The organism is Staphylococcus caeli (genome assembly GCF_900097965.1).
GTDB lineage: Bacteria > Bacillota > Bacilli > Staphylococcales > Staphylococcaceae > Staphylococcus > Staphylococcus caeli.
In genome coordinates, this window is sequence record NZ_FMPG01000001.1 from 166,857 (window position 1) to 182,681 (window position 15,825).

11 protein-coding genes and 1 pseudogene are annotated in these 15,825 nt (G+C 33.8%); 2 read left to right on the forward strand and 10 right to left on the reverse strand.

Going from position 1 to position 15,825, the window contains the following annotated elements:
* Positions 1-327: 327 nt before the first annotated feature.
* Positions 328-1,689, forward strand: a complete 1,362-nt coding sequence (locus BJS11_RS00840) for an amino acid permease (protein WP_069995119.1) — start codon at positions 328-330, stop codon at positions 1,687-1,689.
* Between the two features lie 281 nt (positions 1,690-1,970).
* Here BJS11_RS00840 and BJS11_RS13235 read toward each other — a convergent pair.
* From BJS11_RS13235 to BJS11_RS00880, 9 genes and pseudogenes are all read right to left on the reverse strand, one after another.
* Positions 1,971-2,189: pseudogene (locus tag BJS11_RS13235) on the reverse strand (IS110 family transposase); the annotation flags it as partial.
* Positions 2,190-2,334: 145 nt separating this feature from the next.
* Positions 2,335-4,095: a pyruvate kinase gene (gene pyk / locus BJS11_RS00845; protein WP_069995118.1), complete on the reverse strand. Its 1,761-nt coding sequence runs from the start codon at positions 4,093-4,095 to the stop codon at positions 2,335-2,337.
* A gap of 20 nt (positions 4,096-4,115) precedes the next feature.
* Positions 4,116-5,084 (reverse strand): 6-phosphofructokinase, encoded by a 969-nt coding sequence (pfkA, locus tag BJS11_RS00850; protein ID WP_069995117.1) that lies wholly within the window; start codon positions 5,082-5,084, stop codon positions 4,116-4,118.
* Between the two features lie 285 nt (positions 5,085-5,369).
* Positions 5,370-6,314 carry an acetyl-CoA carboxylase carboxyltransferase subunit alpha gene (locus BJS11_RS00855; protein ID WP_069995116.1) on the reverse strand — a complete coding sequence of 315 codons (945 nt, stop codon included), beginning with the start codon at positions 6,312-6,314 and terminating at the stop codon, positions 5,370-5,372.
* Entirely contained in the window at positions 6,307-7,173 is an 867-nt protein-coding gene (gene accD / locus BJS11_RS00860; protein WP_069995115.1) for an acetyl-CoA carboxylase, carboxyltransferase subunit beta, read from the reverse strand. The genes BJS11_RS00855 and accD overlap by 8 nt, the downstream gene beginning before the upstream one ends.
* A gap of 75 nt (positions 7,174-7,248) precedes the next feature.
* On the reverse strand, positions 7,249-8,481 hold the full coding sequence (gene ystJ, locus BJS11_RS00865) for an NADP-dependent malic enzyme (protein WP_069995114.1): 1,233 nt from the start codon (positions 8,479-8,481) through the stop codon (positions 7,249-7,251).
* A gap of 256 nt (positions 8,482-8,737) precedes the next feature.
* Positions 8,738-11,941 (reverse strand): DNA polymerase III subunit alpha, encoded by a 3,204-nt coding sequence (locus BJS11_RS00870; RefSeq protein ID WP_069995113.1) that lies wholly within the window; start codon positions 11,939-11,941, stop codon positions 8,738-8,740.
* A 20-nt stretch (positions 11,942-11,961) separates the two neighbouring features.
* Positions 11,962-12,897: a DHH family phosphoesterase gene (locus BJS11_RS00875; protein WP_069995112.1), complete on the reverse strand. Its 936-nt coding sequence runs from the start codon at positions 12,895-12,897 to the stop codon at positions 11,962-11,964.
* A 40-nt stretch (positions 12,898-12,937) separates the two neighbouring features.
* The gene (locus tag BJS11_RS00880) at positions 12,938-14,230 is read right to left on the reverse strand and encodes a DRTGG domain-containing protein (protein WP_069995111.1); all 1,293 of its coding nucleotides are present in this window, start codon (positions 14,228-14,230) and stop codon (positions 12,938-12,940) included.
* Positions 14,231-14,457: 227 nt separating this feature from the next.
* Between BJS11_RS00880 and BJS11_RS00885 the strand changes: the two genes are divergently transcribed.
* Positions 14,458-14,871 (forward strand): universal stress protein, encoded by a 414-nt coding sequence (locus BJS11_RS00885; protein ID WP_069995110.1) that lies wholly within the window; start codon positions 14,458-14,460, stop codon positions 14,869-14,871.
* A gap of 245 nt (positions 14,872-15,116) precedes the next feature.
* On the opposite strand, the gene BJS11_RS00890 is transcribed toward BJS11_RS00885, so the two are convergent.
* Complete coding sequence (locus tag BJS11_RS00890; protein ID WP_069995109.1) at positions 15,117-15,806, reverse strand: metal-dependent hydrolase; 690 nt, start codon at positions 15,804-15,806, stop codon at positions 15,117-15,119.
* Positions 15,807-15,825 lie beyond the last annotated feature (19 nt).

Sequence of the window (15,825 nt, forward strand, 5' to 3'; positions counted from 1 at the left end):
GAAATGGCTTTCACAGACCATTATATCCAATATTGTCTCTTTTGTGAATATTTTGGTTTCACTTTGCATACCAATTCGATAAGAAATATTTATTTGTCTATATGCCCTTAAACACGTACTTACCTATTACGTTGTTATACATTCATTTTAATATGTAACGCTTCTTTCTTCAATTTTTTATAGCTTTTCAATTGGTTATCAAGATTAATAACAAATTATTAATGTATTATTCTACCGGTCTTAAAAGCATGTACTTTAAGAAAATAGTTGTTTTATTTTATATTGCATAGCATAATAATAGTTAACTAAATAAAGGAGTAATATTATATGGCTAATCAACAGTTACAAAGAGAACTAAGTAATCGACATATTCAGCTAATTGCAATCGGGGGAGCAATTGGTACTGGATTATTCTTAGGTGCAGGTCAAACCATAGCTTTAACTGGCCCATCTATTTTACTTACATATATAATCATCGGATTCATGCTATTTATGTTTATGCGTGGTTTGGGAGAGATTTTAGTCACAAATACGAATTTCAAATCATTCGCTGATGTCACTAATCATTATATTGGTCCATTTGCTGGATTTGTTACCGGTTGGACCTATTGGTTATGTTGGATTATAACTGGAATGGCTGAAGTTACAGCTGTTGCTAAATATGTAAGCTTTTGGTTCCCAAATATACCTAACTGGTTAAGCGCACTATTTTGTGTACTTGTGTTAATGACACTTAACTTGTTAAGTGCGAAACTATTTGGAGAATTAGAATTTTGGTTTTCCCTAATTAAAATCGTTACAATTATCGCATTAATTATTGTCGGTGTTGTTATGATTGCAATGGCTTATAATACACAATTTGGCCAAGCATCACTAACAAATCTTTATAATGATGGTATTTTCCCTAAAGGTATGAGTGGTTTCGTCATGTCGTTCCAAATGGCGCTATTCTCATTTGTCGGTATAGAATTAATAGGTGTAACGGCTGGGGAAACTAAAGATCCTACTAAAACATTACCTAAAGCAATCAACAGTGTACCTATTCGTATACTTGTGTTTTATGTAGGTGCGCTAGCAGTTATTATGTCAATCATCCCTTGGAGTCAAATAAATCCAGAAGAAAGCCCATTTGTGAGACTATTTGCCTTAATTGGTATCCCATTTGCTGCTGGTATTATTAATTTCGTTGTTTTAACAGCTGCAGCATCATCTTGTAATAGTGGTATTTTTTCGAATAGTCGTATGTTATTTGGACTATCTTCTAAAAAGCAAGCGCCACCATTCTTTAATAAAACAAATAAAAATGGCGTGCCACACATTGCAATCTTTGCTTCATGTGGTTTGCTTATGATCGCAGCATTATTAAACTATATTATTCCAAATGCTACATTAGTGTTCACATATATTACGACAGTTTCGACTGTTCTATTCTTAGTAGTATGGGCATTAATTATCGTTGCATATATCAATTATCACCGTAAAAATCCAGAAAATCATAAAGAAGCAACTTTTAAATTACCTGGTGGCAAAATCATGGGTTACGTTATATTAACTTTCTTTATACTTGTATTTTGTTTATTATTTGTAAATACAGAAACTAGAATTGCAGTATTTTTAACACCAATTTGGTTTATTATCTTAGCACTCATGTATTTACGTTATAAGCAAATGTCAAAAATGCAAAGATAAACATAACTCTAATAATTAACATTTTTAAGAGCCTGGGACATAAATTGATGTCTCAGGCTCTTATCAAATTAAGCAGTAGATGACTGAATTGAAAATGTAAAGTCTCACTGCTTAAATCATTAAGTTAGCGAGACTTATGTATGAGCTTCAGCTCAGGTAAATTACCCTAGTCATCCTTGCCGGGGTGGGACTACGAAATCTTTATTAGAAAAATGGATTTCTGTCCCACTCCCATTTCTACGATTAGTCAAGTATAAATTATATTTGTAAGTATGATTATTTTAATGTGGCGACATTTGATAGTCATATTGCTGATTATTGGTAACTAAATAGTGAATTGTTTTCAATAAACGATTCATACAAGCTACCACGGCAGTCTTATGAGATTTCTCGTTAGGCTGCTTTTTTAATTTATAGTAATAATCAATAATGTGGTTATCATAATTTCGCTGACCCCGAATGATATTCATTACCACCCAAAATAATAGTCTCCGAGCTTTTTATTTCCTCATTTTTAAAATTATAGATAGTTTTAACGCAACAACAGGAAAAAACACTCATCTCTCCTTTTGGATAAAATGAGTGTTTTATTAATGTGTGTAACAGAAATCTATTTCTTCTGTCCCACTCTCTATTTAAATCGTCTTACAGTACGTTTGCATAACCTTCGAAGATTTTACCTTGGTTTGCATCAACAGTTACTAATACATCATTTTGAATGTTTTTCGTAGCATTTTCAACGCCAACTACTGTTGGAATGCCTTTTTCAAGTCCGATAATCGCACTTGGTGAAGTAATACCACTTTCTTCAGTGATAAGACCTACTGCTTTTTCGATATATGGAACTAATGATTCATCTACTGAAGTCGTAACGATAATCGAATCAGATAAGTCTTTGCCTTCTAATTCACTAGCATTATTGACAACAAGTGTATGACCAACTACTGAGCTTCTACCAATGCCTTGCCCTTTCGCAAGTTCATCGCCAACTAAGTGTAATTTCATCATATTTGTAGTGCCTTTTTCACCAGTAGGGACACCCGCAGTGATGATTATTAAATCACCATTTTGAACTCTTTCAGTTTCAACCGCTGTTGCCACTGCATTATTAAGTAATGCATCCGTAGTTTTGCGTCCTTCTTTCACTACTGGATAAATACCCCATACTAATGCACATTGACGTGCTGTTTCTTCACTAGGTGTCACAGCAATGATGTCTGATTTAGGACGATATTTAGAAATTGTACGTGCAGTTGAACCACTTTCTGTTGCTGCAACGATTGCTTTTACATTTAAGTTTAATGCAGTATGTGCAACTGATACCCCAATCGCATTAACTAATGATGTTTCTACTAATTTTGTGCGATCAGATAATAATTTTTTGTAATCTTGCGCTGCTTCTGCAGAAACTGCTATATTACGCATAGTTTTTACTGCTTCTTCTGGATATTGTCCTGCAGCTGTTTCACCAGATAACATAACAGCGTCTGTACCATCATAAATCGCATTTGCAACATCACTCGCTTCTGCACGCGTCGCACGAGGATTACGTTGCATTGAATCAAGCATTTGAGTTGCAGTAATTACCGGTTTACCTAATTTATTACATTGTCTGATTAAATCTTTTTGAACCATAGGTACAGATTCTGGTGGGATTTCAACACCCATATCACCACGAGCTACCATTAAACCATCTGAAACTTCAAGAATTTCTTTGATGTTATCAATACCTTCTTGGTTTTCAATTTTAGGGATAATACTAATGTTTGTATTATTTTTAGCTTCTAATAATTTACGAATATCTAAAACATCGCTAGGACGACGCACAAAGCTTGCCGCGATGAAGTCTACGCCTTCACTAATACCAAAGTTAATATCTTCGGCATCTTTATCAGTAATACCTGGTAAACTTACTTTAACACCTGGTAAATTAACGCCTTTTTTATTTTTTAATTCGCCTGTATTTAATACATCGCAAAGTACTTCACCTTTTGCTTTATCAATTGATTTAACTTGTAATTCAATTAAACCATCATCTAATAAAATATATGAACCTTCATCTACATCATTAATAAGATTGTCATAAGTTACTGAGAATTTATCTGGAGTACCTTCTACTTCAGACATGCTGACGATTACTTCTGAACCTTTTTCAAGTACAATTAAACCGTCTTTCATATTGTGCGTACGGATTTCTGGTCCTTTCGTGTCAAGTAAGATCGCAACTGTTTTTCCTAATTTCTTAGAAACTTTACGAATTGTATCGATTCTTGCTTTATGTTCTGCGTGATCACCATGTGAGAAATTCAAGCGGGCAACATTCATTCCAGCTTTAATTAATTTCTCAAGCATTTCTTCAGATTCAGACGCAGGTCCAATCGTACAAACAATTTTTGTTTTTCTCATTTTAATTTCCTCCCAGTATTTTATATAGATAGTTCTTTAGTTAATTCATATGTTTCGAAATCAAATTCATGCTCTTGTGATTTGAAAATTTCTTCGAATGGAGTATCAGTTAATTCGTTATTGCGAATACCTACACCAATCGCACTCTTACCTGCTAAAAGCAAGTCAACCGCGTGTCCGCCCAATCTTGAAGCAAGCACTCTGTCTGCACCACTTGGACTACCTCCGCGTTGAATATGTCCTAACACAGAGACACGTGCATCGACATTAATATATTTCGTTAATTCTGCTGCACAAGCTTCACCAGTCATGCAACCTTCAGCAACCATAACGATTGAGTGTTTTTTACCACGCTTGATACCATTATCAATCTTTTCAGCGATATCTTTGATGTCTGTTTTAACTTCAGGAACTATAATTGTTTCCGCACCTACAGATAATCCTGCCCACAGTGCTAAATCACCACAATCACGTCCCATTACTTCAATGATGAAAGTTCTAGCATGGCTAGAAGCAGTATCTCGAATTTTGTCGACACAGTCAATGATAGTATTTAATGCCGTATCAAATCCAATTGTGAAATCTGAACCATTAATATCATTATCAATCGTTCCAGGTACACCAATTGTTAAAATTTCATCGCATTCTTCACTAATACGTTGGGCGCCTCGGTAACTTCCATCTCCGCCAATTACGACAAGCCCTTCAATACCTCTTTTACGTAAATTTTCAATACCTTTTTTACGCACAGACGCATCTTTAAATTCAGGACATCTTGCAGAATATAAAAATGTACCTCCGCGTTGAATTGTGTCTCCCACTGATCCGAGCTCAAGTTTCTCAATATCATCGTTTAATAAACCTTGATAGCCTTGATAAACACCATAAACTTCAATATTATTGTAAATCGCTTTTCTAACTACAGCTCTTACTGCTGCATTCATGCCTGGAGAATCTCCACCACTTGTCAACACTGCAATTTTTTTCATGACGACATACCTTTCTAACTTGTATTCTTATTCTAAAAATACCATAAAATTTAAGCTGTTACCATTAAAATAAGGCTTAGCGATGAATGTAAACGTTTTACAAATAACTATTCATTATTTATACAAATAGTAAGCGTTTGCTTATAGGATTTATAGTACCTTGCTGTATATTTTATTAATATTACCTTAAAACCAAAATCATTAAACACCTTAAGTCTCGAAATCAATATTTTGTTGCATAAAAAAGAAGCTTCAATTAAATGAAACTTCTTAGTATTTATAACATTATTCTTTGTAAGAACCAATTGTTCTGAATTTTTGATAGCGATCTTCTACGAGTTGCTCGTCACTTAATTGCTGAAGTTCTGCTAAATGCTTTTCAAATGTTTGCTTAATGTTCTGTGCTTGTATTTCTACATCATGATGTGCACCACCAAGTGGCTCTTTTACCACTTCATCTGCAATATTTAATTCATATAAGTCATCAGCAGTTATTTTCATAGTTTCAGCAGCTATTTTTGCTAAGTTGCTATCCTTCCACAATAGCGCAGATGCGCCCTCTGGTGATATAACAGAATATGTGCTGTTTTCCAACATTAATATTCGATTTGTGATACCTAAACCAAGCGCACCACCACTTCCACCTTCTCCAATTACAATTGATATAACCGGGACAGTTAGTGATGCCATTTCGACTAAATTTCTTGCTATAGACTCACTTTGGCCGCGTTCTTCAGCTGCCTTACCAGGATATGCACCTTTTGTATCGATAAATGTAAAAATCGGTCGATTAAACTTTTCAGCTTGTTTCATCAATCTCAATGCTTTTCTATAGCCTTCAGGATGCGCCATACCGAAATTACGGTAGATGTTATCTTTCGTGTCTTTACCTCTTTGTTGACCAACAACAGTTACTGCTTGTCCATTAAGATAGCCAATCCCACCTATCATAGCTGGATCGTCTCTGTAATTACGGTCACCATGTAATTCAATAAAAGATTCAAAAACATGTGGAATGTAATCTAAAGATGTAGGACGTTCTTGTAAACGTGCTAACTGTACACGATCCCATGGTTTTAAATTCGTATATACCTTTTCAGTCTCACGTGCCAATGAAGCCTCAAGCATTTCTATTTCTTCTTGAAGATCAACATCATTTTTTTCTTGAGATTCTTTAAGTGATTCTATCTTATTTTTTATTTCGAATAACGGCTTTTCAAAATCAAGCATTAGTTTTCACCTCTTGGTGCATTTTTAGAATATCAGATAGGGTTGTACGCATATCTTTTCTATGAACTACTTTGTCTAATTGTCCATGTTCCAATAAGAATTCTGCAGTTTGGAAATCATCTGGTAATTTCTCATTGATAGTTTGCTCAATAACACGTCTCCCAGCAAATCCAATCAAAGCTTTAGGTTCACTAATGTTGATATCACCAACAGAAGCAAAACTTGCTGACACACCACCAGTTGTAGGATTTGTCAGATAGGAAATGTATAATAATCCCGCATCTGCATGTCTCTTCAATGACACACTTGTTTTACCCATTTGCATTAGAGAAATGATACCTTCTTGCATTCTTGCACCACCACTTGCTGAGAACAAGATGAACGGCATACGATTTTCTGTGCAGTGTTCAATGATGCGGCAAATTTTCTCGCCTAATACAGAACCCATACTTCCCATTCTGAAACGTGCATCCATAACTGCTATCCCGAATGGCATACCGTCAAGTTTAGCAGTACCTGTTACAACTGCCTCATTTAAACCAGTTTTTTGTTGATCTTTTTGAATTTTTTCCTCATAACTTGGAAAATCCAATGGATTCGCAGAGGTCATGCCTTTATCAAATTCTGTGAATGTCCCTTCATCTGAAATAGCTTCAATACGCTTATGTGCAGTTAATGCGATATGGTGATCACAATTGAAACATACATTTAAGTTTTCAGCTAATTCTTTTGTATACATAATTTTTTTACATTTTGGACATTTCGTCATAATGCCCGCTGGCACATCACTTTGTTTTGAATCAGATACTGTTACATACTTTTTCTTTTTACTGCTTCTATTGAAAAAATCTTTAAACATTGGTAAACCTCCACTTAACCATCGCTATCAAGTTCATTACTAAATTATAGTTATCAAAATGAGCGTTAATGAATATTATTTATCTAAATCTGTTAATTTCATTGTTTTATTATATATATCTTCTGGGTCAACGTCGATACGTGCAACGCCTGATTCCATTGCTGCTTTCGCAACCTCTCTAGCTACGGATGGTGCAACACGTTTATCAAATGGACCAGGAATACAGTAATCTGGATTTAATTCTTCTGGTTTGATTAAATCTGCAATTGCTTCAACTGCTGCTTGCTTCATTTCTTCATTGATATGTGTTGCTTCTACATCTAGTGCGCCTCTAAAAATACCTGGGAATGCCAATACATTATTAATTTGGTTAGGATAGTCTGAACGTCCAGTACCAATTACTTTTGCACCTGCTGCTTTAGCATCATCTGGTTTGATCTCTGGATTTGGATTTGCCATTGCAAATATAATTGGATCATCTGCCATAGTTTCAACCATCTCTTTTGATAATAAATCTGCTACAGAAACTCCTATGAATACATCTGCGTCTTTGATAACATCTTCTAAACTACCGTCAATTTTTTCTCTATTTGTCCATTTCGCAACGTATGATTTTGTATCATTCATACCAAATGCTCTACCTTCATAAATCGCACCTTTTGAATCACACATAATCATATTTCGAACACCGTATGAATAAAGCAGTTTAACAATCGCAATACCTGCTGCGCCAGCACCGTTTAATACTACTTTAATATCTGATAAGTCTTTTTCTACAATTCTCAATGCGTTAATCATTCCTGCAACCGTTACAATAGCTGTACCATGTTGATCATCGTGAAATACAGGAATCTTTGTTTCTTTCTTCAATCTTTCTTCTATTTCAAAACAACGAGGTGCTGAAATATCTTCGAGGTTAATACCACCATAGTTTGGTTCTAATAGTTTAACCGTATTAATAATTTCTTCAGTGTCCGTCGTTTTTAATGCGATAGGTACACCATCTATTCCAGAAAAGCTTTTGAATAGTACAGCTTTACCTTCCATTACAGGAATACTCGCTTCAGCACCAATATTTCCTAAACCTAACACTGCAGTCCCATCAGTTACTACCGCTACAGTGTTGCCTTTCATTGTATATTCAAAGACTTTACGTGGGTCTTCATGTATCTCTTTACATGGTTCTGCAACTCCAGGTGAATAAGCTAAACTTAGTTCATCTTTATTGGTAACTTTTACCTTAGGTGCAACTTCTAATTTTCCTTGATTTTTTTTGTGCATTTCTAATGCGTCGTCTCTCAAAGTCACTTCAATCTACCCCTAACATTTAATTAATTTAAAATAGCATTTCATATACATTTTTATTACAATATAACCTAAATTACAAATGATATCGATAACATTATGAATAAAATGTCGTCGTATGTTAATACTTGTAATAAAAACATATAGATTCTCTTACTATTATATTTATTTTGTATTCAATTCTACAAAAAATAAAACTGATGGCAAGTTTATGCTTTACCATCAGTTAACTATATCATAGTTTATAAGTTGATTAAAGTTAAATTATTCTGATATCCCACGGTGAAAACAACTGAGTGAGCTCACTCAATACGCGGTTTTCTCTCGTTACATATCCAATTGTTTTGGTATTTCTATTCTTTTCATTGAAATATTGAACTGGTATTTGATGTTTATTGTTGTTCTGTGATAAATATGATTGCAATTCTAACTCGTTATCTATATGCCTAACCACTATTTGTTTCGCTTGCTCAAACTTACTTTTTTCAAAATCATCAATTGTCTCTACTTGATTTAATATAAGCTGATGTTTGTTATTACGTTGTTCAAACTTCCCTTTAACAATGAGCATTTGATCTTCATTTAGCATTGTTTCAAAACGTTTGAATGCATCGGGGAACACAACACCATCCAAGTTATTCAATCCATCATTTAATGTTACAAACGCCATATGTTGCCCATTCTTAGTTCGTATTTTCTTAATACTATCAATTTGTATAAAAATCGGATGATTATCTCTAGCGTTGGTTAATTTATAAATACCTAAATATTGCTTTTGTTCAAATACTTTTTCTACTGGATGTGTAGAGACATAGACCCCTAAATATTCTTTTTCATAATCACTTAATATTTTATCTGGAAGCTCCTCTTTTTCTTCATAAGTAGCTTTAGGTGTTAACATATCAAAGATAAAATCATCTTGCTCAATATCTGATACCCCGTCAAGCACTTGATCTATAGATTGTAACAAGGTCGCTCTATTTTTTCCAAAATCATCAAATGCCCCCACTAATATGAGCGCTTCTAATAATTTGCGTGTTTTAATTCTTTTTGGAATACGACGTGTGAAATCAAAAAAGTCTTTATAAAGGCCATTTGCTTTTCTTTCGTCGACGATTAATTTAACACTTTGATAACCTACACCTTTTATTGCTCCAATAGATAAATAGATACCCTTGTCTGTTGCCTTATAAAACCAATGACTATAATTAATATTAGGTGCTAAAATAGTTAGTTTTTGATGTTTGGCTTCATCAATCATTAGCGCAGTTTTCTTATCACTACCAATTGCATTACTCAAAATATTTGCGTAAAAATAGTTAGGGTAGTGAACTTTTAAATATCCCATGATATAAGCAATTTTAGAATAACTTACAGCATGTGCACGTGCGAATCCATAATTGGCGAATTTTAAAATCAAGTCGAAAATTTGTTTGCTTAAATCTTCGTCATAACCGTTGTCTGTTGCCCCTTTTACAAAATGTTGACGTTCGCTCTCCAATACCGCGCGGTTCTTTTTACTCATAGCACGCCTTAAAATATCCGCTTCTCCATAATCAAAGCCCGCAAATTTACTAGCAATTTGCATTATTTGTTCTTGATAGATGATAACGCCATAAGTTGGTTTTAGGATGGGTTCCAAATCAGAATGCAAATACTGAACTTTATCAGGATTATGCCGCCTAGATATATAAGTTGGAATTTCTTCCATTGGTCCCGGTCTATAGAGTGATGTCACAGCCACAATATCTTCAAAATGTTTAGGCTGTAATTTCTTCAACACATTTCTTATACCATCAGATTCTAATTGGAATATCCCTGTTGTGTCGCCCTGAGATAGCAAATCAAACACTTCTTTATCATCAAATGGGATTTGTTCTATGTTAATCGTTTTATTTAAATCATATTTTACTTGTTTTATAATTTGGTGAATAATTGATAGATTTCGGAGTCCTAAGAAATCAATTTTTAGTAAACCAATTCTTTCTGCTTCAGTCATCGTCCATTGTGTTAATAAGCCGGTATCGCCTAATGTTAATGGTGCATATTCGTAGAGTGGATGATCGTTGATGATAATACCAGCAGCATGGGTTGATGTATGCCTAGGAAGGCCTTCTAACTTTTTACAAATTTCAAACCAACGTTCATGTCTGTGATTACGATGTACAAATTGTTTAAAAGCTTCTTGTTCATATGCTTCATCTAAGGTAATGCCAAGTTTATGTGGAATTAATTTCGAAATTTCATTTAATGTTATATCGTCAAACCCCATGATTCTACCGACATCTCTTGCTACGGCACGTGCTAATAAATGACCAAATGTTACTATACCCGCTACATGATTATCACCATATTTTTCTTGCACATATTGAATGACTTTTTCACGATGCGTATCTTCGAAGTCAATATCGATATCCGGCATAGTTATACGCTCTGGATTTAAAAAACGTTCAAACAGTAAATTATATTGAATAGGATCGATTGTCGTAATATTTAATAAATAACTAACGAGTGACCCAGCAGCTGAGCCACGCCCAGGACCTACCAGTACATCGTGTGTCTTTGCGTAGTTGATCAAATCACTTACAATTAAAAAGTAATCTTCAAACCCCATATTTGTGATGACATTATATTCGTGTACTAAACGTTTGTGATAAAGTTCATGTTGTTCATTTGAAAGCGTTAATTCAGTTAAATTGCGCTCGAGTAATTGCCATAAATAATCTTTCGAAACTTGACCATCTGGTGTTTCGAATTTTGGTAGTAATGATTGATGATAGCTTATTTCTGCTTGACAACGTTTAGCAATTTGGCTGGTATTATGCCAAACTTCTTCACTCACTGCTATACTTTGTAAATCAGTTTGAGTATAAAAATGAGCATTATAATCGAAGGGTTCATTAACTAAATCTAGTTTGCTATTATCCTTAATTGCTGCTAATGCCGCAATCGTATCTGCATCTTGTTGATTTAAATAACACGTACTTTGTGCCCAAACAACTGGCAACCCATATGTATCTTGACTTGTGTGATTTACATAGATATCTTCACACGTTTGAAATGATGAAATAATAGCGTCATGATTTGTTGTGACATCTTTAAAAATTACAACAAAATGCTCAATATATTTTTTTAACCATTCAACCGGGGTTTCTGTTTTGTCTTTCATTTTTATTGCAGAAGATAATTTAAACAAATCTTTAAGGCCTTGGTTGTCTTGAGCCAACACGATTGTTTCAATTTCATTTAAACCATCAGTTACATATAGCGTCATACCAAAAACAGGATGAATATTTGCTGAGATACATGCATCATAAAACTGCGGAAGCCCATATAACACGTTTGTATCTGTGATAGCTAGTGCTGTATAGCCTTCTTTTGCAGCTTTAGTAACAACATCATTAATTCTTAAACTTGAATTGAGCAAATCATATGTTGTATGTATATTTAAATGCGTAACCATTCGCAAATACCTCCTATCTTTTATAATTTATTGTTAAGTGTTTCAGCTAATATTTCAAAATGCTCCCAATCTTTAACAGAAACACCTGAAGCATTTGGATGGCCACCGCCACCAAAGTCACTTGCGACATCATTAATAACGATGCCTTTAGAACGAATTCGACATCTAATTTCAGTTTCTTCATCCACTGCAAATACCCATATTTTTAATCCTTTAATATCTGCAATTGTATTAACAAATAAAGAGGCTTCGTTTGATGCAATATCAAACTGTTCAAGTACATCTTTAGTAATTTTCACTTTGCAAAAGCCTTTATCATTTAAATCAAAGTGTTGTAATACATATCCTTGAAACGGTAATAGCTTAGGATCCTTTTCACCCATTCTATTAAGTTCTTCATTATGATTAAATGGAAATTCTAGTAATTGACTTGCGACTTGCATCGTATGTGCAGTTGTATTATTAAATAAAAATCGCCCAGTATCGCCAACAATACCTAAATAAAGTACACGCGCTACTGAAGCATCTATGATAGATAAGTCATTAAAATGTACAATGAAGTCAAAGATAATTTCACTCGTTGATGACGCATGGTCATTCACATAGTTTATATCCCCATATTGATCCACTGCTGGATGGTGATCAATTTTCACTAATTTATTACCTGATGCATAACGTGCGTCACTAATGCGTGGCGAATTGGCTGTATCACATACAATAACCAATGCATTTTCATATTGCTCATCATTGATATCATCAAATGTCCCTATGAAGTCTAGTGATGGTTCTGCTTCACCAACTGCATATACATTTTTATTCGGGAATTTTAATTTTAAGTATTGTTTTAAGCCTAATTGTGAGCCATACGCATCTGGATCTGGTCTGACATGTCTATGGATAATTATCGTTTCTGTATTTTTAATTTCTTGCATAATTTGATTAAACACTGCAGTCATTTTTTATCTTCCTTTTCAATTATGATATTGGTTCTTTAAATTAATCTATCATCTGACAAATAATCATGGCTTTGGCAACATGTTGTCCGTTGCTTGTCATTGTTACTTCTAATTTTGAAAAGTTTCTACCAACATCTAACATATCATATTGAACGTCAATTTCTGATTCAATTTGCACTGTTTTAATATATATAATGTTTAAACTTTCAATCATAACTTCAAGTTTTTTTAACTTTCTCATTTCATAACGTACTGTTTCTTCAATGATTGCAACAAACACCGCTTTACTTAACGTACCAAATTGATTTGTTAATAATGGGGATATTTGTACCTGAATGCCTTCATTAGTTATCGTAATATGTTTAGCAATTTGATCATTAATCGTTTCACCAACTTGTGGTTGTCTACTCAATAATTGCATAGCTGTTAATACATCTTTTCTAGTGATGACACCTATTAATTTTTTACTTGGTGTCGTTACTGGCAATAATTCAATACCTTCCCAAATCATCATGTGCGCACAATTCGCAACCGTCGTTGACAATTGTACATTTATTGGCGAACGTGTCATAAATTGTGCTAACGTATCATTTTCACTCATTTTAATAATTTCTTTACTTGTTACAATCCCTACTAATCTCCAATGTTCATCAATAACTGGAAACCTGGAATGACCCGTTTCACTTGCTTTGTCTTTGTAATCAGTTAAGTTCATGTGATCAAATAAAACAGTATCATCTGTCACAGGTTTAACGATATCTTCAACGACTAAGATTTCTTTACGAATCATTTGATTATACATAGCTCTATTAATAATATTTGCTACTAAATATGTGTCATAATTCGATGATAATATCGGTAAATCATGTGCATCGGCATATTTGATAATTTCATCTGATGTATTGAATCCACCTGTAATCAATACGGCGCTACCTCTTTTTAGTGCTGCTAATTGAACATCTTTACGATTACCAACTATCAGTAACGTATGTGCACTCAAATATTTTACAACATCCTCTATTTCCATCGCGCCTATTGCAAACTTCGATAACGTTTTGATTAAGCCATTGCGTCCACCTAAAACTTGACCATCTATGATTTTAACAATTTCTGCAAAGGTTAGTTGTTCTATTTGTTCACGAGATTTCTTTTCAATACGTACCGTTCCTACACGATCAATCGTTGCGACCAATCCAATTTGGCCAGCGTCTTTTATAGCTCTATAGGCTGTACCCTCTGATACACTTAAATCTTTCGCTATTTTCCTGACAGATATCTTTTGACCTATTGCAAGAGATTCTATATAAGATAAAATTTGTTCATGCTTTGTCATTACAATAACCTCATTTATTTTTGACAGTTTCTATAACATTATAACTTTTTATCAAGAAAAATGCGAAGTAACGAAACAAATTATTTAATAGAAACATTTATCGCTAGAGTATATATCAAAAAAATTATATTTTAGTTTCCTTTAACTAAAGTATTAAGTAAAATATAAAAATTTAGTTGGCTTTATTAATAAAATTTTATTAGAATGAAATTAAGGAGGGATGAACAATGTTCAAAAATATTTTACTTGGTGTTGATACAACACTTAAAAACGAAAAAGCACTGGAAGCTGTATCTAGATTAGCTGGTGAAGGTTCAACAGTTACAATTTTGAATGCAATCAGCGAACAAGATGCACAAGCGTCAATCAAATCTGGTGTTCACTTGGATAAACTGGTTCAAAAACGTAGTGAAGGCTTAGCAAGTACACGTGAAAGTCTAGATGAATACGGTATTCAGTACAAAGAAATCATCGTGCGTGGTAATGCAAAAGAACAATTAGTTAAAGAAGCGAATAGTGGCAAATATGAAATTGTTGTTCTAAGTAACAGAAAAGCTGAAGACAAGAAAAAATTTGTCTTAGGTAGTGTAAGTCATAAAGTTGCTAAAAGAGCACACATCCCAGTATTAATCGTAAAATAATTAAAGCGGAGTGGGACAGAAATCCATTTCTCTAATAAAGATTTCGTAGTCCCACCCCGGCAAGGATGACTAGGGTTGAAATGTTTACCTGAGCTGAAGCTCATGCATAAGTCTCACTAACTTAATAAATTAAAGCAGTGAGACTTTATATTTTTAATTCAGTCATCTACTGCCTAATTTGATAAGAGCCTGAGATATCTATTTATGTCCCAGGCTTCTTTTGATAAATTAACAAGAATTGCATATTAGAATTGTACTTCTTCACCTGGTTTTAAGATTTGCACGTCCCCAACCTGAACAGCTTCCTTAAATTCATTTGGATCTTGTTCAATTAATTCAAAAGTATCATAGTGAACTGGAACTGAAATCTTCGGTTTAATAAAGTTATTAATAGCATAACTTGCATCATCAATACCCATTGTAAAGTTGTCGCCAATTGGTATGAAACATACGTCTACTGGATGACGATCTGCAATTAATTTCATATCGCTGAATAATCCAGTATCACCAGTATGATAAATTGTTTTCCCTTCTATTTCTAAAACAATTCCCATAGGCATACCTAAGTAAACTGGAATCCCATTATCATCCGTTAAACTTGAACTATGGAATGCTTGAACATATTTTACACTTCCAAATTCAAAGTTTGCTTTCCCTCCAATATTCATAGGTCTTACATTCTCAACATTGTGGTATGTCGTTAAATAATCTCCTAATTCAGCAGAACCTATCACTGTCGCATGATTTCTATTGGCAAGTTCTACTGTATCACCGAAATGATCTGCATGGCCATGTGTCAAAATAATATAATCCACTTTCAATGTTGATGCATCTAAATCAGATAATTCATTTCCTGTAATAAATGGATCTACAATGACCTTTTTACCATTCGATTCGAAATATATTGTTGATTGTCCATGAAATGATAGTTTCATTTACTGTATTCCTCCCATA

What these genes read in the sequence shown, in the direction of transcription:
- BJS11_RS00890 (WP_069995109.1), bottom strand. Translation starts at nt 15,806, where the DNA reads ATGAAACTATCATTTCATGGACAATCAACAATATATTTCGAATCGAAT.
- BJS11_RS00855 (WP_069995116.1), bottom strand. Translation starts at nt 6,314, where the DNA reads ATGCTTGATTTTGAAAAGCCGTTATTCGAAATAAAAAATAAGATAGAA.
- pyk (WP_069995118.1), bottom strand. Translation starts at nt 4,095, where the DNA reads ATGAGAAAAACAAAAATTGTTTGTACGATTGGACCTGCGTCTGAATCT.
- BJS11_RS00875 (WP_069995112.1), bottom strand. Translation starts at nt 12,897, where the DNA reads ATGACTGCAGTGTTTAATCAAATTATGCAAGAAATTAAAAATACAGAA.
- accD (WP_069995115.1), bottom strand. Translation starts at nt 7,173, where the DNA reads ATGTTTAAAGATTTTTTCAATAGAAGCAGTAAAAAGAAAAAGTATGTA.
- BJS11_RS00880 (WP_069995111.1), bottom strand. Translation starts at nt 14,230, where the DNA reads ATGACAAAGCATGAACAAATTTTATCTTATATAGAATCTCTTGCAATA.
- BJS11_RS00870 (WP_069995113.1), bottom strand. Translation starts at nt 11,941, where the DNA reads ATGGTTACGCATTTAAATATACATACAACATATGATTTGCTCAATTCA.
- BJS11_RS00840 (WP_069995119.1), top strand. Translation starts at nt 328, where the DNA reads ATGGCTAATCAACAGTTACAAAGAGAACTAAGTAATCGACATATTCAG.
- BJS11_RS00885 (WP_069995110.1), top strand. Translation starts at nt 14,458, where the DNA reads ATGTTCAAAAATATTTTACTTGGTGTTGATACAACACTTAAAAACGAA.
- pfkA (WP_069995117.1), bottom strand. Translation starts at nt 5,084, where the DNA reads ATGAAAAAAATTGCAGTGTTGACAAGTGGTGGAGATTCTCCAGGCATG.